Annotated in this window: 20 protein-coding genes; 10 read left to right on the forward strand and 10 right to left on the reverse strand. The window is 59.0% G+C overall.

The features are described 5' to 3' along the window. Nucleotides 1–211 precede the first annotated feature (211 nt). Nucleotides 212–1,387, reverse strand: coding sequence for a hypothetical protein (locus GXX82_14355; protein ID NLT24218.1), 1,176 nt, complete (start codon nt 1,385–1,387; stop codon nt 212–214). A gap of 313 nt (nt 1,388–1,700) precedes the next feature. Here GXX82_14355 and GXX82_14360 point away from each other — a divergent pair, with 313 nt between their 5' ends. Further along, nucleotides 1,701–3,401 carry an FAD-dependent oxidoreductase gene (locus tag GXX82_14360; GenBank protein NLT24219.1) on the forward strand — a complete coding sequence of 567 codons (1,701 nt, stop codon included), beginning with the start codon at nt 1,701–1,703 and terminating at the stop codon, nt 3,399–3,401. Between the two features lie 7 nt (nt 3,402–3,408). On the opposite strand, the gene GXX82_14365 is transcribed toward GXX82_14360, so the two are convergent. From GXX82_14365 to GXX82_14380, 4 genes are all read right to left on the reverse strand, one after another. Further along, on the reverse strand, nt 3,409–4,215 hold the full coding sequence (locus GXX82_14365; protein ID NLT24220.1) for a DnaJ domain-containing protein: 807 nt from the start codon (nt 4,213–4,215) through the stop codon (nt 3,409–3,411). Between the two features lie 90 nt (nt 4,216–4,305). Then, on the reverse strand, nt 4,306–4,647 hold the full coding sequence (locus GXX82_14370) for a hypothetical protein (protein NLT24221.1): 342 nt from the start codon (nt 4,645–4,647) through the stop codon (nt 4,306–4,308). A 58-nt stretch (nt 4,648–4,705) separates the two neighbouring features. Next, the gene (locus tag GXX82_14375) at nt 4,706–4,876 is read right to left on the reverse strand and encodes a hypothetical protein (GenBank protein ID NLT24222.1); all 171 of its coding nucleotides are present in this window, start codon (nt 4,874–4,876) and stop codon (nt 4,706–4,708) included. Nucleotides 4,877–4,971: 95 nt separating this feature from the next. Continuing rightward, the gene (locus GXX82_14380; GenBank protein ID NLT24223.1) at nt 4,972–6,531 is read right to left on the reverse strand and encodes an AAA family ATPase; all 1,560 of its coding nucleotides are present in this window, start codon (nt 6,529–6,531) and stop codon (nt 4,972–4,974) included. Between the two features lie 200 nt (nt 6,532–6,731). On the opposite strand from GXX82_14380, the gene GXX82_14385 reads away from it, so the two are divergent. Beyond that, nucleotides 6,732–7,670, forward strand: a complete 939-nt coding sequence (locus GXX82_14385; protein ID NLT24224.1) for a D-glycerate dehydrogenase — start codon at nt 6,732–6,734, stop codon at nt 7,668–7,670. Then, nucleotides 7,667–8,374 (forward strand): alpha/beta hydrolase, encoded by a 708-nt coding sequence (locus GXX82_14390; GenBank protein ID NLT24225.1) that lies wholly within the window; start codon nt 7,667–7,669, stop codon nt 8,372–8,374. Before GXX82_14385 ends, GXX82_14390 begins: the two co-directional genes overlap by 4 nt. A gap of 25 nt (nt 8,375–8,399) precedes the next feature. Here the strand turns inward: GXX82_14390 and GXX82_14395 are convergent, their stop codons facing one another. Continuing rightward, nucleotides 8,400–8,837: a pyridoxamine 5'-phosphate oxidase family protein gene (locus tag GXX82_14395; protein ID NLT24226.1), complete on the reverse strand. Its 438-nt coding sequence runs from the start codon at nt 8,835–8,837 to the stop codon at nt 8,400–8,402. Between the two features lie 137 nt (nt 8,838–8,974). Then, on the reverse strand, nt 8,975–10,684 hold the full coding sequence (locus tag GXX82_14400) for a purine/pyrimidine permease (protein NLT24227.1): 1,710 nt from the start codon (nt 10,682–10,684) through the stop codon (nt 8,975–8,977). A 503-nt stretch (nt 10,685–11,187) separates the two neighbouring features. Between GXX82_14400 and GXX82_14405 the strand changes: the two genes are divergently transcribed. The 4 genes from GXX82_14405 to hydG all read left to right on the forward strand — a co-directional run bounded on the left by GXX82_14405 (nt 11,188) and on the right by hydG (nt 13,867). Continuing rightward, entirely contained in the window at nt 11,188–11,418 is a 231-nt protein-coding gene (locus GXX82_14405; protein NLT24228.1) for a helix-turn-helix transcriptional regulator, read from the forward strand. Beyond that, nucleotides 11,415–12,008, forward strand: a complete 594-nt coding sequence (locus GXX82_14410; protein NLT24229.1) for a hypothetical protein — start codon at nt 11,415–11,417, stop codon at nt 12,006–12,008. Before GXX82_14405 ends, GXX82_14410 begins: the two co-directional genes overlap by 4 nt. 149 nt (nt 12,009–12,157) lie before the next feature. Then, nucleotides 12,158–12,412, forward strand: a complete 255-nt coding sequence (locus tag GXX82_14415) for a CopG family transcriptional regulator (protein NLT24230.1) — start codon at nt 12,158–12,160, stop codon at nt 12,410–12,412. A gap of 48 nt (nt 12,413–12,460) precedes the next feature. Then, on the forward strand, nt 12,461–13,867 hold the full coding sequence (gene hydG / locus GXX82_14420; protein NLT24231.1) for a [FeFe] hydrogenase H-cluster radical SAM maturase HydG: 1,407 nt from the start codon (nt 12,461–12,463) through the stop codon (nt 13,865–13,867). Nucleotides 13,868–14,000: 133 nt separating this feature from the next. On the opposite strand, the gene GXX82_14425 is transcribed toward hydG, so the two are convergent. Both GXX82_14425 and GXX82_14430 read right to left on the reverse strand, forming a co-directional pair. Continuing rightward, nucleotides 14,001–14,411 carry an Hsp20/alpha crystallin family protein gene (locus GXX82_14425; GenBank protein NLT24232.1) on the reverse strand — a complete coding sequence of 137 codons (411 nt, stop codon included), beginning with the start codon at nt 14,409–14,411 and terminating at the stop codon, nt 14,001–14,003. 20 nt (nt 14,412–14,431) lie between these two features. After that, nucleotides 14,432–14,899: an Hsp20/alpha crystallin family protein gene (locus GXX82_14430; GenBank protein NLT24233.1), complete on the reverse strand. Its 468-nt coding sequence runs from the start codon at nt 14,897–14,899 to the stop codon at nt 14,432–14,434. A gap of 313 nt (nt 14,900–15,212) precedes the next feature. Between GXX82_14430 and GXX82_14435 the strand changes: the two genes are divergently transcribed. Beyond that, nucleotides 15,213–15,830, forward strand: a complete 618-nt coding sequence (locus GXX82_14435; protein NLT24234.1) for a hypothetical protein — start codon at nt 15,213–15,215, stop codon at nt 15,828–15,830. Between the two features lie 179 nt (nt 15,831–16,009). Beyond that, on the forward strand, nt 16,010–16,660 hold the full coding sequence (locus GXX82_14440; GenBank protein NLT24235.1) for a zinc ribbon domain-containing protein: 651 nt from the start codon (nt 16,010–16,012) through the stop codon (nt 16,658–16,660). A gap of 59 nt (nt 16,661–16,719) precedes the next feature. Here the strand turns inward: GXX82_14440 and GXX82_14445 are convergent, their stop codons facing one another. Beyond that, nucleotides 16,720–17,538, reverse strand: a complete 819-nt coding sequence (locus GXX82_14445) for an amidohydrolase family protein (GenBank protein NLT24236.1) — start codon at nt 17,536–17,538, stop codon at nt 16,720–16,722. Between the two features lie 319 nt (nt 17,539–17,857). On the opposite strand from GXX82_14445, the gene GXX82_14450 reads away from it, so the two are divergent. Then, nucleotides 17,858–18,862 carry a hypothetical protein gene (locus GXX82_14450; GenBank protein ID NLT24237.1) on the forward strand — a complete coding sequence of 335 codons (1,005 nt, stop codon included), beginning with the start codon at nt 17,858–17,860 and terminating at the stop codon, nt 18,860–18,862. Nucleotides 18,863–19,308 lie beyond the last annotated feature (446 nt).

Below are 19,308 nucleotides of genomic sequence, written 5' to 3' on the forward strand. Positions count from 1 at the left end.
GAGGTATCACCCTGTGGTCACACCACGAATAGCAGCTTGCAAAGCACCCTTTTGTCGGTCCCCGCGGTTGTCGGTCCACGGGAAGGGCACTTCGGCCGCCGACAGTGTGGATCTGTCATCGGCCTCGTGCGAGAGAGATGTGAGGTGAAAGAAAAAGAGAGCTGGTAGACATTAACTGTTGACTTTTATCATAGCAACCGCTTGAACCGTGCTAGAGAGTTAGGAATCCGTCCGGGGCGAGGCTTGTTGCCAGCATGACCATGTTTATGTCGCGGTGTTCCTTCCACACGTCGGTCTTCTGATTGACCGGGTCGAGCCAGAAGGTCTCGATCTTCTCTCCCAGGGGCAGGTACTTCCAGAGGGTCTTCATGAGGATGGCTATGTCCCGGTCCTGTGCAAAGGCCTCCCGGTTCTCTCCGATGAGCGATTCCAGTCTTTCGAGGGCGTTAAACCCGATCGACAACCCCAGTTCCCGGAAGGCAAGACGGAACCGCGCGGGCGCGTGAAGGAAGTTCTCCCGGCCGGGATACCTGAGGCCGGGCAGGGAGGCGTCAAGGATCACCCTCAGTGTATCGGACCCCTCGATGTCGCCCTTCACGAAAAGCTGCGCCACCCGGAATGCGTCGGCCAAAAGGCCCCCGAGGCCGAGAAGGTCATCTGTCTGCCAATCCTTCCCCTCACAGATGCCGGCGAGGTCATCGATCTCGGCCGCGAGGCTGAGGTGTTCCTGCCTGTCAGGGTCCGCCATCCCCGTCGCTTCGAGCTGAATCAAGGTGATGAGGCCGTCCAGCGGGTCGTGGTGCCCCATGGAGGCGACAAGGGGGTAGGAGAGGTCGGTGCTCATCTTCCAGAACATCCGCCTTGTCCGCGTTCCGGGAACGGTGTGGACAAACCCGCGGTGCGCAGCCTTCGCCAGCTCCATGGCCCACCTGTTGTACGTGAATTCGCCGGTGGCGCGGGTGACCAGGTTGAGCGCGTGCATCCACTTCGTGAGGTAATGGAAGTACTGCCCGTCCCTGTCCCACTCCCCGTTCTCGTCGAGGGGCTCGTCGGGGCCGCGTTCGGCGAGTTTCTTGCCGATCCTCAGGCCCCCCGCCGTCGGATGGTCTTCACCCTCCGTATCGCCAAGCCCGCTGATCCAGCCCTGCCTCGCGTCGCCCTTGCGGTGCCTGCCGAGTACATGGTGCACCTCGTCCACCAGCCTCAGCGCAAGATCTCTGTAAGCGACGTCCCCGGTCTCCCGGTAGAGCCCGAGAAGGTTGCAGACCCCATACGCGTCCGTCCACAAATACCGCCTCTGAGACTCCCCCTTCGTCGTGAGCCCTGTAAGTTCCGCAAACAAATCCATGGTTTCCGCCGCCGCGGCGATCCTCCGTTCCCTTTCCATCATCTCGTCCTCTTATTCGCTGTGATGTCGCCCCTGGGGCAACTAACCAAGACTATACCCCTCGGCCCCTCAAACGTCAATTGCCGGTTCCGGACCATGGGGAACGTCAAGCCCGGGTAGGTCTTGATCGGGAATGAACCCGTTGATTCACGCAGGCCAACACGCCCATTCAACCGCCATGCTTGCTTTTGAGGTTATGTGGATATATCATGAACACTGACGGAACCGGTTTCGAAAGGTGGCCAACGAAAATGTGATCCGCCGGGTCAGGGATGATCAGGAGCCTTGCCCCGGTCACGACAAGGAGGACATCATGGGTAAGACAAAACGGATCGTGGTGATCGGCGGATCGGCTGCCGGTCCCAAGGCTGCGGCACGGGCTCGCAGAATGGATGAGGAGGCGGAGATCGCGATCATACAGAAGGACCCCGATCTCTCCATGGCATCCTGTGGATATCCTTATTATGTGGGCGGCTTCTTCGATGACAGGAACATGCTGCTCAGCACGCCCACGGGCGTCACCCGGGACCCCAGGTTCTACATCAACGCCAAGGGCATAATCGCGAAGACAGAGACCGAGGCGATCGGCATCGACCGGAAGGCCAGGACCGTGACAGTAAGGGACATGAGGTCCGATGAAGTGACAGCGATAGAATACGACAAACTCGTGATCGCGACAGGTTCGATCCCCAGGCTTCCTCCTGTCCCCGGCACGGAGCTTTCGGGTATAACCACCCTGCAATCGATGCGTGACGCGGATTATCTCAGAAAGGTGCGGGACGAGGGAAAGATCAAGAAGGCCGTCATCATCGGCGGGGGCCTGATCGGCATCGAAACGAGCGAGGCCCTCGAGCTTGCCGGAATGGAGATCACCGTGGTGGAACTCCTGCCCCAGCTCCTCACCTTCCTTGACTGGGAAATGGCAAAGCTCGTCGAGAACCACGTGAAAAGCAAGAACGCCAACGTGATAACCCGGAACGGCCTCGCAGCCTTCCTGGGCGAGGACGGCAGGCTCACCGCCGTCAAGCTCAGCAACGGGACGGAGCTTCCCTGCGAGCTCGCCGTCGTGGCAATCGGGGTGAGACCCAACGTGAAGCTTGCCAGAGAGGCGGGCCTCGAGATCGGGCAGACCGGAGGTATCACGATCGACAAACACATGCGGACCTCCGATCCCGATATCTATGCCGTGGGCGACTGCGTCGAGGTCACGAACCTCATCACCGGCAAGAAGGTCCTCGCCCCCTATGGCGACCTTGCAAACCTGCAGGGACGGGTGGCGGGGGAGAACGCGATACTCGGCGACCACGCGACCTTCCCGGGGACGATCCAGACCGGCATCTGCAAGGTCTTCGATTACACGGCAGGTTCAACAGGCCTGTCGGAAAGGGCGGCCCGGGAATCGGGTTTCAACGAGATCGAGACCGCCATCAACGCAAGTCCCGACAAGCCGGGTTTCATGGAAGGAAAGATACTCGTCACAAAGGTCGTTGTCGACAAGCCTTCGGGCAGGATCCTCGGCGCGCAGTGCGTCGGCCTGGGCGACGTGAGCAAACAGGTCGCCCAGTGGGCGATGGCGATCAAGGGCGGGCTGACGGTGGAAGACATGGTCAACGCCGATCTGCCCTACGCGCCGCCTTTCTCCCTCGCCATAGACCATGGGATCGCGGCGGCACACATCGTCCAGAACAAACTGCGGGGCTTCATGAAGGGGATATCATGCGCCGAGGTAAAAGAAAAGATCGACAGGAAGGAAAAGGTCTTCTTCCTCGACACGCGTGGCCCCGATGAGTACGAACAAATGCGGCTCGGCATAGGAGAGACGCTGATACCGATCGGGATGTTGAGAAAACGTCTCGACGAGATACCCCAGGACAGGGACTCCGAGATCGTCTGCTACTGCAAGATATCCCTGCGCGGCTACGAGGCGGCCCGCCTCCTGGAGGCACGCGGCTGGAAGAACGTGAAGGTCATGGAAGGCGGGATCATGGCCTGGCCTTTCCCCCGGGAAAAGTAGAACGCGGTCAATCCGCCTTCTCTTTGAGGAGACTCCTGATCTTCTGGAAGAAGGGCTTCGAGATCTCCACGTGCAGGTAGAGGTCTCCGGGCGCCGCGAAGGGTCCACCCGGTGATCCCACTCCTTTGAGACGGATCATCTGCCCGGGGGAGACACCGGGAGGAACGGTGATGAGGATGCTCCGCGAGCTTCCTTTGTCCGTGTAGGGCACCTTGCCCCCGTTCTTCGCCTGCTCCGGGGTGAGCCTCAGGGAGTCGTGCCGGTCACCTCCGTTGTCGGACCCGATCCCGGTCATCTTCTTCAGGGCATATCCCGCCAGCTTTCCCAGGATGCGGGAGCCGATGCCCGGTTTGGCGCCGGACCGGAAGGCACCCTGGCCCATGCGGCCGGTAAATATGAAACCTTTACCGAAAACACCGCCGTTCCTGAACTCGAAGGTCCGGTAGCCGGAGCCGTAGACCTCCCTGAATATGTCTTCGAATCCCCTGAAACCGAAGGAGCGGGAGATCTCCTCGAATATCTGATCGATGTCGGACCCGCGGAAGATATCGTTCTCCGAGTAACCCTCGCGGAACCTGTCGTAGGCGGAGGTGCCGCAACTTTGCCTCAGGCTGTCATACCGCTGTCTCTTCACCGGGTCGGACAGAACGGCATATGCTTCGTTTATGCTCTTCATCCGATCCACGGCGCCGGGATCCGACCCGTTCCTGTCCGGGTGATACTGGAACGCGAGCCTCCGGTACGCCTCCTTGACCTGCCTGTCCGTGGCCTCGACGCTTATCTCGAGAACCTCGTAATAGTCTTTTCCGTCCATATTCCTTCCGTCTCAAGGGTGTCCCCGCCATGCCTCGATCGGGGCCTCTCGGGCGGGCACCGTTTCCGCGTGTTCGATCGGAACACCCTGCTATTCTTCTCTTGTTATCGTGATCTCGCCCTGCTCATCGCACTGGTCCACCATGAGCACAGCGCGAAGCGCGAGGGGCGAGAGCCCTTCAACCACCTCGTCATCGGTGTTGAGTCCGCAGGCCCCGCTCGGGGCCACCACCTGGTGGTGGACCTTATTATCCCCGCTCTCCACGTAGAGGATGCCCCTCTGCCCGGCAATGCCGATGTTGCTCTCAAGCGTGTGGGAGGTCCGGGTAAGCAGAAATTCCCTGCCGTCCTGATCGACCCTGTATGTGTTCACCCTTCCCGGCGCGTTGCCCGTCAGGGTGCTCGAACCCACTCTCCTGATCCTTATTTCCATGCGAGATTTGTCCTGATCGAAGACCTTCACGAATGGCAACGCCACCCTTTTTCTACTTTCAGGTCGGCACGGCCTCTTTCTTGCGCATGATCCATTGCGGCAACGGACGGGCCTGCCTTATCGTCACATTCCCGCCTTCGCAGCCCGGGCACCTCGGCTCCCTCTTCTCCTCTTCATCCACCCGGAAGGCGCGGCCGCAGTCCTTACATTCGTACTCGATGCCAAACATCCTGTGTCACCTCCATAAAGCGGAGCTTATGTGAGTATAGTACTTCCGCGGCCCTTTTTCCACACCCCCTGTCTTCCCCCGGGAAGGCACCATCCCTACAGGAACTCCCTCAGCGCGTGGACTATGTCATGGATAGCGTCCTCGGTGTTGATGCGAAGGGTGCGGTAGCTCGGAAGCTCTTCCGGGTCCTCAAGGTGTTCGAGCTGGTGCTCGAGAACGGCGATGTCCGCGTCGGAAACATCCGTACCCGCCTCCATCCTCTTTCTGATCCTGTCCTTCAGGACGGTCTCACCGGCGAAGCAGTGGATAAAGAAGGGGTTCAGGCCCTCGGCGATGCAGGTTTCGTGGAAATCCTGTCTCTGCTCCGCCTTGAGGTAGGTCGCGTCAACGATCACCTTCCTGCCCATCCTCGCGCACTCCACCGCCCGCTCGAGCATCAGGCAATAGATCCGGTTCGTGAGCTCGGAGGTGTAGATCCCCTCTCCGAAGGAGCTGTACGCGTGCCTGCCTCTTCCGACACCCGTTATCTCCTTCCTCATCTCGTCGGACCGGAGGATCACCGCGTTAGGCGAGAAATCCCTCGCGATCGTCGATTTACCCGATCCCGACAGGCCCATGAAGACGATGGGATTGAAGGGCTTCTTGAAATGACTGATATAGTGGCCGGCAAGGCCGAAGTAGTCCCGGGCCCTGGCCACCGCCCTCTCCCTTTCCGACGCGTCCTCCACTCCCCTCGCGGCAAACCCCTCCACCTTCCCCCGGACGACAGCGCGATAGACCTTGTAGAACCTGAGCAATTCCTCATCGAGGGCCTTCGGCAGGCGGGCAAAGTAGGCCTTGTGGAGCCTGGCGGAGAGGTCGAACCTCCCCCGGTATTCGAGGTCCATGAAGAGAAAGGCTATGTCCTCGAGGATGTCTATCGTCCGGAAACCCCTGTTGAACTCGATGCAGTCGAATATGACCGGAGGGTGTTCAAGACAAACATGCTGGCAGTGAAGGTCCCCGTGGCCGTCCCGGATAAACCCGTTCTTCTTTCTTTCGGTGAACCGTGCCCTGTGGCCGGTTATGAACGTCCTCGTATATCTCTCGATCGACGCAAGGGTCTTTCTGCCAACGGTCAGCGCCGTGTAGGGCCGTATCTGCTCGAAATTCTCCTCCGTGGCGGCGATCACGGATTCGACACCCCCGAACCTCGCGCCCCTGTATGGAACGATACCCTCGTGGAACCCGGCGAGGGTCCTGCCCACGTCCTCCAGCGAACCATACAGGGGCCTTCCTTCACCGATCAGCTTGAAAAGCAGCCTGTCGAGGGGAATACGCTTCATTTTCACCGCGTACTCCACCGGCCGTCCATCTCCCTCTGAAGCAAAGCTGAATCCGCCCCCGCTCCTGTACAGGGGTACCACGCCGAGGTAGATGCCTTTTGCCAGACGGGAGTTTAGAAGCACCTCCTGCTCGCAAAAAAAGTGCCGTTTTCTCAACGTTGAAAAATCCAGAAAACCGAAATTCACCGGCTTCTTGACCTTGTAAACGAACCTGTCCCCGACGAAAACATGGGATATGTGTGTTTCCAGGTGAGAGACGGCACGCGTCCTCTCGGGATAGTTTCGGGAATCGAGGAGAAAATCTATGAGTGCCCGTTCTGTTCCTGCCATGTGAAGTCCACCGCTACGTTCTATGTTATTCCCTGTCTCTACGGAAAGCAAGGCATGCTTTCCGCGCGAGAGTGCGCAGGAGACAGGGTCCGCCAGTTCCGGGGGGACTTCCGGCATTACGGGATTGTCTTGACACGACAGATCGTTGTCACTACACTCTCTCTCACAAGAATACTTCCCAAAAAGGAGGAGCTCCCGGAATGAGCATCCGCATCCTCAGCACGTCACTCCTCATAGGTCGACATGTCGAAAACCTCGGCCGCGACTTTCCTGAATTGCGAATTGCTCCTTACCGCTCCGCCGCCTGGACGGAGGCGCTCCCCGGAGCGCAGGCGCTTGTCGTCCTCCTGTCCGAACCCCTGACGGAGATTGACCTGAAACCCTGCGGGAACCTCAAGGTCATCGGCACATATTCCGTGGGCACGAACCACCTTCCCCGGGACCATTGCGAAGCACGGGGCATCCACGTCGTGAACACGCCGGGCGTGTTGACGGATGCAACGGCCGACCTGGCGCTGACGCTCCTTATGGCACTCACCCGGCGGGTGCGTGAAGGCGAGGCGCTCGTGCGGTCCGGGGAGTGGAAAGGTTGGGCCCCCGATCTTCTCCTGGGATCGGGCCTCGCGGGGAAGACCTGCGGGATCCTCGGCTCCGGCCCCATCGGCCGTGCCTTCGGCAGGCGCGTCCGGGCCATCGGCATGGAGGTCGTCTTCTGGGACCGCGAAGGCACCGGCGAGCCGGTGGACCTCGGGGCAGAGACGGCCCGGCGCCTGCCGCTCGATGACCTGCTGCGTTCGAGCAACGTGCTGTCCCTGCATTGTCCGCTGACGGACCGGACACGCGGGCTCCTCAGCCGCCAGAAGCTGGCGCTCCTCCCCGAAGGGGCCTTCATCATCAACACGGCGCGCGGCGGGATCATGGATGAGAAGGCAGCGATCGAATTGCTCCATGGCAGTAAGATCGGCGGCGTGGGCCTCGACGTCTACGAGAACGAGCCGGACATAGATGACGAGTGGCGCGGGGCACCGCGGACGGTCCTCCTTCCCCACCTTGGTTCAGCGACAAGGGAAACGAGGGAAGAGATGTCCAGGCTTCTCTGCGACGGGATCAGGAACGTCCTGAAGAGCTCAGGCACGTGATGGTCAATCCCGGTGCCGCACGGCTCATCCTCATGCCCGGCCTCGACGGCACGGGGGTATGTTTCGGGCCGCTCACCCGGGCACTGCCGCCGGATGTCCCGCGAACCGTCATAACCTATCCCGATGATGAGGGCCTCTCCCTCAAAGACCACGCCGACTTCGTCGCCGCCCGGCTTACCGGTGAAAACACCGTCCTTGTTGCCGAATCGTTCTCCGGTCTCGTCGCGCTGACTCTGCTGCACGAGAGACCCGCCCGCGTCAAAGGGGTCATCTTCAGTGCCACTTTCGCGGAACCTCTTCATCCCTTCCTGATCCGTACCGCCGCCTCGATCCCCGGGGCACCATTCCTGGCAAAAAGATTGCCCGCGTGGCTTCTCAACGTCTTCTTCTTTCACTCCTATGCCGACAGGACCCTGGAAAACATGCTGCGCGAATCCCTGCTGCAGATGGGACCCGCGGGGCTCAGGCAACGGGCGAGGCTTATCGCTGCCGGATACCCGTCCCCCGATGACCGCTTCGCCGTCCCCTGTCTTTACCTTCAGGCGACACAGGACCGGGTGGTCCCCGCCAGTGCGGCCGACTGGTTCAGGTCCCGCTTTGCCTCTTTCGAGCTTGTGAGACTCGACGCGCCGCACTGCCTGCTGCAGACAAGACCGGCGGAATCCGCGGAGGCGATCATGGCGTTCGCAAGAGGGTTACCATAAGGAGAGAGCCGGCGGGCCAATCGCCTCACGCGGGAAAATCTACCCATGGCCCGGGGTTGACGTTGTTCTCCCAGGACCAGAGATTGAATCGTCCCGAGGATATCCTGAAGACCAGGATAGTAGGGGAATCGGGGGTTCCCGTGCCTATCTGCTTCAACCAGTCGAACGTCTCATAAAGCCTCGCGCGAATGTTCATGTCCTCCACGAGTTCCATCCTGCCGGCGATCCGAAGCACCGTGCCGATATCGGGAGGCATGCCCGGCTGGTGAAAAGCGATCTCGACATTCGGGTTTGCCAGAAGCTGTGACGCAAGAGGCTTGACCGCGGAGGTGTAGAAATAGATCCCGCTCGAGTCCGCGAGCCACACGGTCATGGGACGCACGTGCGGCCTCTCACCCTCCACCGTTGCAAGGAAACCGTCAGGGATCCTTGCAATGTATCGAAGACAATCCTCAAAGGTCATGGCCAGCCCTCCCGCATCATTATCATCCCCACATCTGCGGGGACTCTGTCAAGTTGTTTCCCGGGAGCGGACGGACCCGGGTTGCACTGAAACCCGGATCTCCGGCAGAAGGGATTCGTTTTTGAAAAGGGCCTCCCTCAATGGTCGAAGTGGAGGTCCACCCTTGTCCGCTCGCCTTCCCGGGACACTTTCATCCGGTCCGAGTAATGGCGGACGAGGAATCCGGACATGCGGGCGAGCGCCTCCGGGTCCTCGACGATGGCAGCCATGTCGGGACGCTCCCCGGGAAATTCCACCGGCGGGTTCTCGTAGGTGATCCGGATATCCAGGCTGAGTTCATCGAAGATGGCGGACATGACGATCTGCCTTCCCTCCATTCCGCAATGGACAATGGCCTCCGCAAACTCGTTCATGGCGGCAACCGCCCTGTAGACAACGTCCTTTCGGGCCCCCCAGCCGGCCCCAAGATTCTCCATGAACCGGAACATTGTATCCGAGGAATGTTCACCGGAGGTCAGCTTCAGGGTCGCGCGTCGGGAGATCCCGATGCGCATGATGAGGTTGAGGCCGATGGCGAGCACCGTGGTCACCGTCAGGGAGGAGCTGAGGAAGGGCTGCAGCCAGGGATGGGCGTGGCGGTACAGGTCGGGGAATATGTCCACGCTCATGCCGAACATGAGGGAGACAGCGATGACAAAGGTCTTGCGGTTGTCGATCATCCGGGAGGTCATCATCTGAATGCCGGAGATCACCATGAAGGCGACCATATAGACCATGGCCCCGCCCATGACTGGCTTTGGCATGATACTGAAGACCGCCGCCAGTTTCGGCAGAAAAGCCAGCGCGATGAAGATGAACCCGATATACCAGGCGATGATCCTGCTCGTCGCGCCGGTGGCCACCGTGAGACCGACGCTGGCGGCGTAGAGGGACTTTCCCAGGGCCCCCAACCCACCGCCGATGATGGAGGCAAGCCCGTCGGCCAGGGTGCCCTTTCCGATATTGACGAGGTCCGGGCGGACCCAGGCCGTGTCGTTGACCTTCTGGCACATGGTGAGAGAGGCGACGGATTTCAGGGTGGAGGCCAGGGTGACGATCACCATGGGGATGATAAGTGCCGGGTCGAAGGAATAGCTGACATGCGAGAAGTCAGGCACGGAAACCACCGGCGCATCGATCACCTCACGCATCTGTGCTACCGTCAGCACCCCGAGGAGGATGGAGGCCGCGTAACCGCCCGCAATGCCCACAATGACAGAGTAGAGACGCAGCTTGCCTTTGCCCCACACGCTCATACCCACCATGATGGCAAGGGTGATCGACGCGACGAGAACGTTCGCCGTCTCGACGGGACTCACCCTGTCCTTGACGCCCATGAAGTCGAGGATCATGATGGGGACAATGTTAAGACCCACCATGGTGAGCACCACCCCGGCGACGTCAGGGGGGAAGATGACGCGAAGACGGTGCATGACCCGCGACAGCAGGCATTCGATGACGCCGGAGACGATGGTCATGCCGAAGATAAGCGGCAATCCGCCCACGCTGCCTGCCAGGATGGAGATGGAGAGGAAGCTCGGGTCCGTACCCTCGGTGCAGAGGTAGCCGCTGCCCACGGGGCCGCGGTTCAGGGCCTGGAGGATCGTTGCTATGCCGCCCGCGATCATTGTCATGGACACAACGTTGCGTATGAGCTCGGGACTGCAGCCCATCTCACCCATGACAATGGCCACCACGATGAAACCGCCCGTCAGGAAGAAGATATGCTGGATCGCCAGCACCACGCAGACACCGGCCGGGGGCCGGTCGTCGACACCGTAAAGAAGATTGGCTGGTTTTTTTGCCATACGCGCATCACCTCTCTCTTTTTTCTGCATCGGCCGGTGAGGCCTGCCCTCTCAAGATTGTGCGAAGCCTTCGCCCCGCGCCCGTCGAGCCGGCACACTGCCCATACTGCGTGTCAAACACCCGTTTGTTGCCTGTCGGAATACTTGAGAGATCGCAAACCACCTGAAAAACGTCCACCGGACCCGATACTGTGGGAATAGTCTGTCAGGCCGGGACACCGGGCACCACAATGATGGGACCAACCGGACTCGACAAGGGACCGGAAAGCTATCGGGGAGATATATTCACTCGAGGCGTTATGACACCTTATCCGAACACCGCCCATCTGTCCCGGACCTGCATCAATACTTCCGGACGAGCGCCGGCACCCATGCCTCTCCTCCATCTCTCCCGGTCAGGAGGCTGCGATCCACTTTCCACGCTTTTGTATGCATAATTCACTTGACATTATGTAATATCAACTGTACTATAAGTAATATTAACTATACTTCAGGTGGGAGAAATGGGAAGATCATGCGAGCCGTTAAGGATCATCAACCGGTTGAACGTATTGCGTGCGGAGCATCGCATCACCCAGGAAAAGCTGGCGAAAGAGGTCGGGGTAACGCGGGCCACCATTGTCGCCATCGAGAAGGGTGACTACAACCCTTCCCTGGGGCTTGCCTTCCGCATTGCCCGGTATTTCAAAAGAGATATCAATGACATTTTTTCCGTTGAGGAGGAAGAGAAATGAAAAGACTGGATCCGATCATGTTGAAGGTGTTCCTCTGGGGGCTTCCCGTTCTGGCGGCAGGGGCCTTTTTCAACCATATCTTCGATACGGGGCTCGCAGCCGCACCGATGAGGGCGGTGTACAACGCCAGCGGGTTCGCCTATGCCCTCTGGATGCTCCTTTCCATCTACCTGGGCGTCCGGCTGATCCTATCGGAGACATTCCGCGACAGGGTGCTCGCCAGACTGACCTTCATGAGGGAGCGTGACGAACGCGAGGCCCTCCTCACGGGCAGGGCCACGAAGACAACGCTCATGACCTCGCTCGCCATCCTGATCGTTCTCTTCTGCCTGTCCTGCTTTCAGGTATCCTTTTTCAAACTGCCGCCCGAGCAGGCACTCGACGGAAAGACCCGCGGGTTTTCCCTGGGCCTCAAGTTCTCCCTCCTCAAAAATTTCGAGGCGAACAGGACCGATGCAGCCCTCAGAAGATACGATGTGTTCTCCTACGACGGACTGCCTGTCTCCAGTTCCGCGATCATCCTGCTCCTCATCGCCTGGCAGATCGTTTCTTACAACTGCACGATGCGGCGCCTGACCAAACCGGAATAGAACGCATGCGACCTCTGCGCGTACCGGCGGCCGCGATGAAAAAACATTTGCGCGCTATCCCGTTGTGCGTTATAGTGTGAAGGACTGAGAAATAGATTTTATCTCTTTCGAAGTATCAACGTTCATTCTGATCTAGAGGAGAAGGTCCGATAGAAAAGAGATTTGGTGCAATTCTCATCCTTCTGACGAACAAGACGAGCGTGCCCAGGGTCAACACCCTGCTCACGGAGCATTCGGAGATCATCCTGGGAAGACAGGGGATCCCCATCCGCGACCACGGCATCAACATCATCTCTCTCGTCATCGAAGGAGACACGGACCGGATCAACGCCCTTACCGGCAAGATCGGAAAGCTCGAAGGAGTGGAGGTAAGATCTATTCTCACAAAATACCGTGAGCAGTGAGACACAAGAGCGGCGTCTCGCGTCTGACGGCTGATAAGGAGAATAGACATGGACCGTCACGAGAAAGAAAAGCCCTTCATCGACAGGGACAGACTGTACAGCCTCATGGAGGAAAAGGCCCCGTCAGAGAACGAACTGAACGCCATCCTGAACAAGGCCTTGCAGTTCAAGGGCCTTGACCAGCGGGAGGTCGCCTCCCTTCTCCGGGTCAGCGACCCGGGCCAGATACGCCGGATAATGGAGGCGGCGCGAACCGTCAAGGAGCATATCTACGGACGGCGTCTCGTCTTCTTCGCGCCCGTCTACACCGGGAATGTCTGCGTCAACAACTGTCTTTACTGCGCCTTTCGCAGCGACAACAAGTCCTTGAAGCGCACCATCCTCACGATGCCCGAGATCGAGGCCGAGGTGGCATCGCTCCTTAAGGACGGCCACAAGAGGATCCTGCTCATCTGCGGCGAATCGGCGAGGAACGGCACGGACTACATGTGCGAGGCGATCCGCACGACCTATGCCGTCCGCGACGAGAGGGGGAACTACGTGCGCCGGATAAACATCGAGATCGCCCCTCTTCCCGTGGAAGACTTCAGCAGGTTGAAGAAGGAGAAGATCGGCACCTACGTCTGCTTCCAGGAAACCTACGATCCGGTGCTGTACAGGCAGTATCATCCCGCCGGGACGCCAAAGGCGGATTACGATTACAGGCTCACGGTCTTCGACAGGGCCATGCAGGGTGGGATCGACGACGTGGGGCTGGGCGTGCTCTTCGGGCTCGCCGACTATCGCTTCGAGGTCCTCGCCCTCATGGAGCACGCGCACCACCTCGAGGCCGTCTTCGGCTGCGGCCCCCACACGATAAGTTTTCCAAGGATCGAACCCGCCGACAACGCGCCGCTCACGAAGAACATCCCCTACCCCGTCAGCGATGACGATTTCAAGAAGATCATCGCGATCATCAGGATCTCCCTTCCCTACACCGGCATGATCCTCAGCACAAGGGAGACCGAGGAGATGAGGACAGAGCTTTTCAACCATGGCGTCAGCCAGATATCGGCCGGATCCCGCACGAACCCCGGGGCATATTCGAAGGGGAGAGACCACGATTACGGAAGCCAGTTCTCCCTCGGGGACCACCGGAGCCTCGAGGAGGTCATATCGTCCATCATCGAGAAGGAATACATCCCCTCCTTCTGTACCGGCTGTTACAGGAAAGGCCGGGTGGGGAACGACTTCATGGACCTCGCCAAACCGGGGCTCATAAAGGAGTTCTGCATGCCCAACGCGATCTTCACCTTCAAGGAGTACCTGCTCGATTTTGCCTCTCCGGAAACGAAGGAGAAGGGCCTTCACCTCATCGACAGGCTCCTGTCGGACGTAAAGAAGAAGTCTCTCAAGACAAGAATGACCGCGGTCCTCGACCAGATCGACCACGGGGCCCGCGACCTTTATTTCTAGCGGCCAGCCGGGCAAGGCCCGGAGATACCCTTCACAACTTCCGATTCCGTGGGGGGTTGTCCTATCGTCCCGTCATGTGAATCGCGGTCCCGAGAGACCCGCGGCGTGAAGGGCATCTCCGGAGCGGTCCCTATTATTGGCCCTTGACCGTTATCCTCCGCGGTGTGGCGGCCTTCACCTTCGGCAGTGTCAACCGGAGGACACCGTCCTGAAGCCCGGCCTTTATCTCCGCCTGGTCGATGATCTCCGACAGTGTGAACTGCCTGTAGTATTTTCCCGTTCGGTACTCCCTGAACACGTCCACTTCGCCGGAGCATTCGGGAGGCCTCACGTTGCCATCGAGGGTCAGAACATTCTCGTGGAGGTCAACGAGGAGATCCTCAGCCTTCACGCCCGGCATGTCGGCAAGCAGGGTGATCTCCTTATCCGTTTCAAATATGTCGACCGCCGGGGTGAACGCGAGCCCCGGCCTCGTCTGCTCGGCCGGTGTGGCCGCTTCCGTTTTGCCTTTCGCCTGAATGGCCTTGCTTTCCGCGTCTGTCATTGTATATCCCTCCTTTCCGATCAGGACAGCTTCACGGCGATGCGTTTCGGCTTTGCAGCTTCCGCTTTGGGCAATGTGACCGTGAGAACTCCGTCGGCGCAGCGCGCCTCCACCTTCTCCGATTCGATCTGGGCAGGCAGGCTCACGATCCGGTTGAATGTCCCCGCCTCTCTCTCCCTGCGGTGATACTGGGCCTTGTCGTCTTCGGCGGAGAGCTTTCTCTCCCCCGAGATGGAGACGGAGTTGCCCGTCACGGAGATGACAAGCTCTTCGGCCTTCATACCGGGAAGCTCGGCGCGCACGTAGTAGGTATCCTTGTCCTCGGTAACGTTCATCATGGGGAAGACACCCGCTGTGGTCTCGCCCGAAGGGGCCCTGAAAAAAGTGCTGCCCATCAGGTCCATCTGCCGTCTCATCCGTTCCAATTCTTCGAAGGGATCTCTCCATCCCGACGCGGGCCAATGATCAGGTCTTCGCAGCAAAAACATAGTTCGTTCCTCCTTTCTCGATTCGTTCCAACATCCATTGGCAATCAAAAAGCTCCGGGAACAGCCTCGTAAGATCGCCGGCAAACGACGATTTTCGTCAACTATTTTCAGAGCTTTCACATCACTGCCAACGCGTTTCGAAAAAAAATATAATCAAGTTTCGGAGCTTGTCAAGATGGGGACGGAATCAAAAAAACAAAGGGTCCTTCCGATCGACAATTCGGGAATGACAGGACCGCGTCAATGGTGGTAGAAATGAGGATGGCACGTTCCCATTCTCCGGGAAGACCGGATTTTACGCTTCGGAGGGTATATGAGTGATAACCGCATCATGGGCGGGTGGCTGTCCGCGATCCTTGTCATCATCGCCATGGCCGTTTACCCCCTCACCTGCCGCGCCCTCGATGAACAAGCGGAATTCAGGGAATATACCTCTCAGGGGAATTACTTCAGGTGCTCCGTTCCCCGGGCCTGGAGCGAATATCACCAGAGTTTCGGACTTTCCCAGGAGGAGAAGAAGGTTTACGGGGTGACTCTCTTCGGGCCATCCGACGGCGGCCCCGTGCCCCCGACCATCTCCCTCCACTATTACGCTCCGGGAAATCTCCTGCACAGGACGATGGACAAGTTCATACGGGGCCATTCCCAGCCCGTCCCTGGTCCTCCGTCAGAAGGTGGATCTCATGGAGAGGTGCGTCCTGTCGCCATCGCGGGCAGGCCGGCCGTGACCTTCGAGCGAACGAACGTCAGGTACACCGGGGGACGCACCCTCAACCCCGATAAGGTGGTCCTCTTCGAACGCTTTGTTGTGGTCCCCGACGAAAATGACCGGGGCTTCTACGTTCTAAGCCTGTCTGTCCAGGACAGGACAAGGTCGAAACATGCAGGAATCTTTGAGGCCGTCACAGAGTCTTTCCGACCGGGAAGGTAACGGGGCCGGAGGGAAGCACCGACCCATTGTCCATCCCCGGACGTTGTGCTACAATCTGTGCACTTCCGGCGTTAGAGCATGAACCCTCCATTCTCTTGCGGGGTCAACCGGGCGTCGGATCCGGCATCGTCAAGCAGAGGTACTGCAACGGGTCGTCAGGACCGTGGAAAGGAGAGACCATGAAAGAGTTGAGATTCAGTGATAATTACAACGACCTCTGCGTCGAAACGGGCGTTAACGCGGGTTTCCAGTTTGAGTTCTTCTGCGAACGCTGCAGCGAGACATGGAGGACGGAATTCGTTCCTTTCCGGAGCGGTCAGGCCACGGGTTGGCTCCAGAAGGCCTCGGGCATGTTCGGCGGATTGCTGGGCGGAGCCGCGGACGCCGTCGACGGGTTGGCGCGCTCCGGTTTCGGAAAGGCACGGGACGAGGCCTTTCAGGCGGCCATCGAGCAGGCCACGCACCACTTCCACCGCTGCGCGCGCTGCTACCAGTATGTCTGCGATGTGTGCTGGAACGGCGACGCGGGGCTGTGTCTGAACTGTGCCCCTGACGTCCAAACAGAGGTCGAAGCGGCCCGTATTCAGGGCGAGATCTTCGGCGCGACGGAAGAGGCTGCCAGAACCGGCGTGGCAAAAGGTAAAAAGAGGGATGTCAAGACCGCGCATCAACTGAAATGCCCGCAATGCGGAGCCGAGACGAAGGGCGCGAAGTTCTGTCCCGAGTGCGGCTTCAAGCTGGCGCAGAAGAACACCTGTCCGGCCTGCTCCGCCGAGATCTCCCCATCGGCGAAGTTCTGCCCCGAGTGCGGACAGAAGATAGATAGATAGATAGATAAGAGGAGGTGTTCTGTCTGCTCCTCCGGTTATCGAAGAGAGCTCCCTTCTCCTCAGCCCTCCAGTCCCAATAGCCGCGCCGCGTTGGAGGAACAGATCTTTTCCTTGTCGGCATCCGTCAGAAAGGGCAATTGCAGCAGGAACCGGAGCTCTTCTCCCTGATCCATCCATGGACTGTCCGATGCGAACAGCAAACGGTCCGCCGGATGTTCCCTGAGAATGAGCTCCCGGAACGTTCCGGGCATCTGGCGCAGCACGAAGGCGGTGTCCAGGTAGACGTCCCTGCCCAGCAGATATTCCGCCGTCTCCTCGTAGGCGTCTTCCCCTCCCAGGTGGGCAGCGATCATGCGGAGTTCCGGAACCGCTTTCTGGACCGCGGCGAGGCGTTTCGGTGTCCCATGCACCGGATAGGGAAGCCCCCGGTCCACCCCGGCATGGAACAGAATGAACATGCCCGCCTCCGCCACCGTCTCATAGACGGGATACATGCGAGGATCGTCGACGAAGAAATCCTGATAGTCGGGATGGAGTTTGAAACCCCGAAAACCCTGCTGCTTGAGCCCTTTCATCTGCGTGAGGGTCAGGGGGTCCGCGGGATGCATCGCTGCCAGGGTTTCAATGCCCGGCTGTCGAATGTCCGTCAGCCATCGTTGGATGGATCCCACCTGTTCCGGCTTTGTCGCCACGGCCGCCACGACGGAGAGATCGATCCCCGCGGCCGCCATGGACCTTTTCAACCCCTCCAGCGTTCCGTCGGAACTTGCCTTGATCCCCGACCGCTCGCAGACCGCGGAAACCGTGCTGTGTGCCACGCGATCGGGCCAGACGTGGGTATGGAAGTCGATCTTCACGGTGTGATTTCTATACGCCATTCCACCGGTCTTTTCAAGACATAATCATTCCCCTTCGATCGATCCCGTGGAATATGGTCAGAAGCGGAACCGGGTGCGTTTCTGTTCGAGAAGGTTTGGTCCTTCATTGATAGTTTTCCTATTGCATAAGGCTAAGAAGTCAGTTAAGAAATAGTAGCAGCAAGGACGCGGAATTCCACACACAAGACAGGCACCGACCCGCGGCAGACATATCGCCCTCCGTAGCCAGGGGGGGTTGAAAAGGTACTGCCGCACGGAGACCGCGCCGGGGGAATCCCTTGAAAGACGAACCTGACCAGTATCGGGGAGGACACTCACCATGACACGCTCAAGATCGTTGGTCGCATCATTTCTTGCATTCTTGTGGGTCTTCGGTTTGGCCCTGCTTTCCGGGTGCGGGGAGTCCAAACCCTCGAGGAGCGAGGCCGCGAAGGTGCTTGAAACGTACCTGGCGAGATGTTACGGGCTGGCTGTCCCGGCGAACCTGACGCTCACATCCACCTCGGACCCCCGGTACATACATATCAACCTGGCACGAGACCTTGAACTGGTGGAGACGAACCAGACCACCGGCCCCCATGGACGGGCAGTTCTCGAGATCACCCTCACCCAGAAGGGCAGCTCCACCCGGGTCTTTGAAGACATTCACAAGAACATCCTCTTCCTTGTATCGGAGAACAGGATAGACGAGATAGTGGAGATCGTGAAGCAACCCGGCAACACCAGGCAGTTTATCGTCTCTTTCGCCTATACGCAAAGCTACAACGAACTGGGGAGGAAGATAGCCGCCGAGATGAGTCAATACGGCTACTCCTGGATCGACGACAACACGAAGCTTCGCGGCAAGGCCACCATGGCCTACGATACATACCTGAAGCGCTACGTGGTCCAGAACATGGTGTGGAGCGAGTGGGAGCAACAGAGGTGGAGGCCGGCATATTTCGTCGTTAACGCCAACAAGGAAACAGCGCTCTACTACAGCTACGAACACCGGGAGCAGCTGGTTGGAGCACCCGCCGCGCAGGAGCCTCCGGTCAACCAGGACCGCCAGTGGGAGATGGAAAGGAGAAATGCCGAGAGGGCGGAGAGGTTTCAGCAGCAGCGCGCCGAAGCGGAAAAGAGGACGGAGGCGATGCGCCAGGCCCAGGAAGAACGCCAGAAGGAGATGGAAAGACAGAGGACCTCCCGGGAACTCAGGCAACTCGAGCGTGAGGCGGAGATGCAGAGAAGAAATCAGGAACGGGCTGAAAAGATCCAGCAGCAGCGCGAGGAATATGAGCGCCGGAGAACGGAACGGGAACTGAACAAGAAACTCTTGAGATGATCCGGAGTACATTCTGCTGCGCCGGACAGACAACGGACAGATGGAGAGGCGCCGGAAAGGATGGGACTGGTCTCGTACACACCGATGCACCGTTCATGTTCAATCTCACGAAGAAAAGGAGAAGGCAATGAAGAGAACACTGGCAGGAAGCGCGCGTTCCCAAGGTGCCGATATACAAGCAGATACAGGAGAGGCGACTGCTCCTGGAAAGCAAGCGGCACTTTCGGGCCGACCTTGATCCCTCCGTCCCGGCAATGCCCGGCCGGCGCAAAGTCGCATGCAGTCCCTCCATTACGTCAATAAAACACAGAAAATGCTTGCATTGTTGGAAAATTGTAGTACTATTACTCGCATATTGGTCAACTGAGCGAAGATACATCGTACAGGCACAGGATGTTGGTCTGTTAATCATAGATACACCTATACTTTATCCAAGGAGGTATCAA

The organism is Syntrophorhabdus sp. (assembly GCA_012719415.1).
GTDB lineage: Bacteria > Desulfobacterota > Syntrophorhabdia > Syntrophorhabdales > Syntrophorhabdaceae > Delta-02.

Bases quoted from the DNA above. Each gene is read 5' to 3' on its own strand.
- GXX82_14445 (NLT24236.1), bottom strand. From the start codon at position 17,538: ATGGCGTATAGAAATCACACCGTGAAGATCGACTTCCATACCCACGTC.
- GXX82_14365 (NLT24220.1), bottom strand. From the start codon at position 4,215: ATGGACGGAAAAGACTATTACGAGGTTCTCGAGATAAGCGTCGAGGCC.
- GXX82_14400 (NLT24227.1), bottom strand. From the start codon at position 10,684: ATGGCAAAAAAACCAGCCAATCTTCTTTACGGTGTCGACGACCGGCCC.
- GXX82_14370 (NLT24221.1), bottom strand. From the start codon at position 4,647: ATGGAAATAAGGATCAGGAGAGTGGGTTCGAGCACCCTGACGGGCAAC.
- GXX82_14395 (NLT24226.1), bottom strand. From the start codon at position 8,837: ATGACCTTTGAGGATTGTCTTCGATACATTGCAAGGATCCCTGACGGT.
- GXX82_14435 (NLT24234.1), top strand. From the start codon at position 15,213: ATGAGTGATAACCGCATCATGGGCGGGTGGCTGTCCGCGATCCTTGTC.
- GXX82_14360 (NLT24219.1), top strand. From the start codon at position 1,701: ATGGGTAAGACAAAACGGATCGTGGTGATCGGCGGATCGGCTGCCGGT.
- hydG (NLT24231.1), top strand. From the start codon at position 12,461: ATGGACCGTCACGAGAAAGAAAAGCCCTTCATCGACAGGGACAGACTG.
- GXX82_14385 (NLT24224.1), top strand. From the start codon at position 6,732: ATGAGCATCCGCATCCTCAGCACGTCACTCCTCATAGGTCGACATGTC.
- GXX82_14410 (NLT24229.1), top strand. From the start codon at position 11,415: ATGAAAAGACTGGATCCGATCATGTTGAAGGTGTTCCTCTGGGGGCTT.
- GXX82_14355 (NLT24218.1), bottom strand. From the start codon at position 1,387: ATGGAAAGGGAACGGAGGATCGCCGCGGCGGCGGAAACCATGGATTTG.
- GXX82_14440 (NLT24235.1), top strand. From the start codon at position 16,010: ATGAAAGAGTTGAGATTCAGTGATAATTACAACGACCTCTGCGTCGAA.
- GXX82_14405 (NLT24228.1), top strand. From the start codon at position 11,188: ATGGGAAGATCATGCGAGCCGTTAAGGATCATCAACCGGTTGAACGTA.
- GXX82_14380 (NLT24223.1), bottom strand. From the start codon at position 6,531: ATGGCAGGAACAGAACGGGCACTCATAGATTTTCTCCTCGATTCCCGA.
- GXX82_14430 (NLT24233.1), bottom strand. From the start codon at position 14,899: ATGTTTTTGCTGCGAAGACCTGATCATTGGCCCGCGTCGGGATGGAGA.
- GXX82_14450 (NLT24237.1), top strand. From the start codon at position 17,858: ATGACACGCTCAAGATCGTTGGTCGCATCATTTCTTGCATTCTTGTGG.
- GXX82_14375 (NLT24222.1), bottom strand. From the start codon at position 4,876: ATGTTTGGCATCGAGTACGAATGTAAGGACTGCGGCCGCGCCTTCCGG.
- GXX82_14425 (NLT24232.1), bottom strand. From the start codon at position 14,411: ATGACAGACGCGGAAAGCAAGGCCATTCAGGCGAAAGGCAAAACGGAA.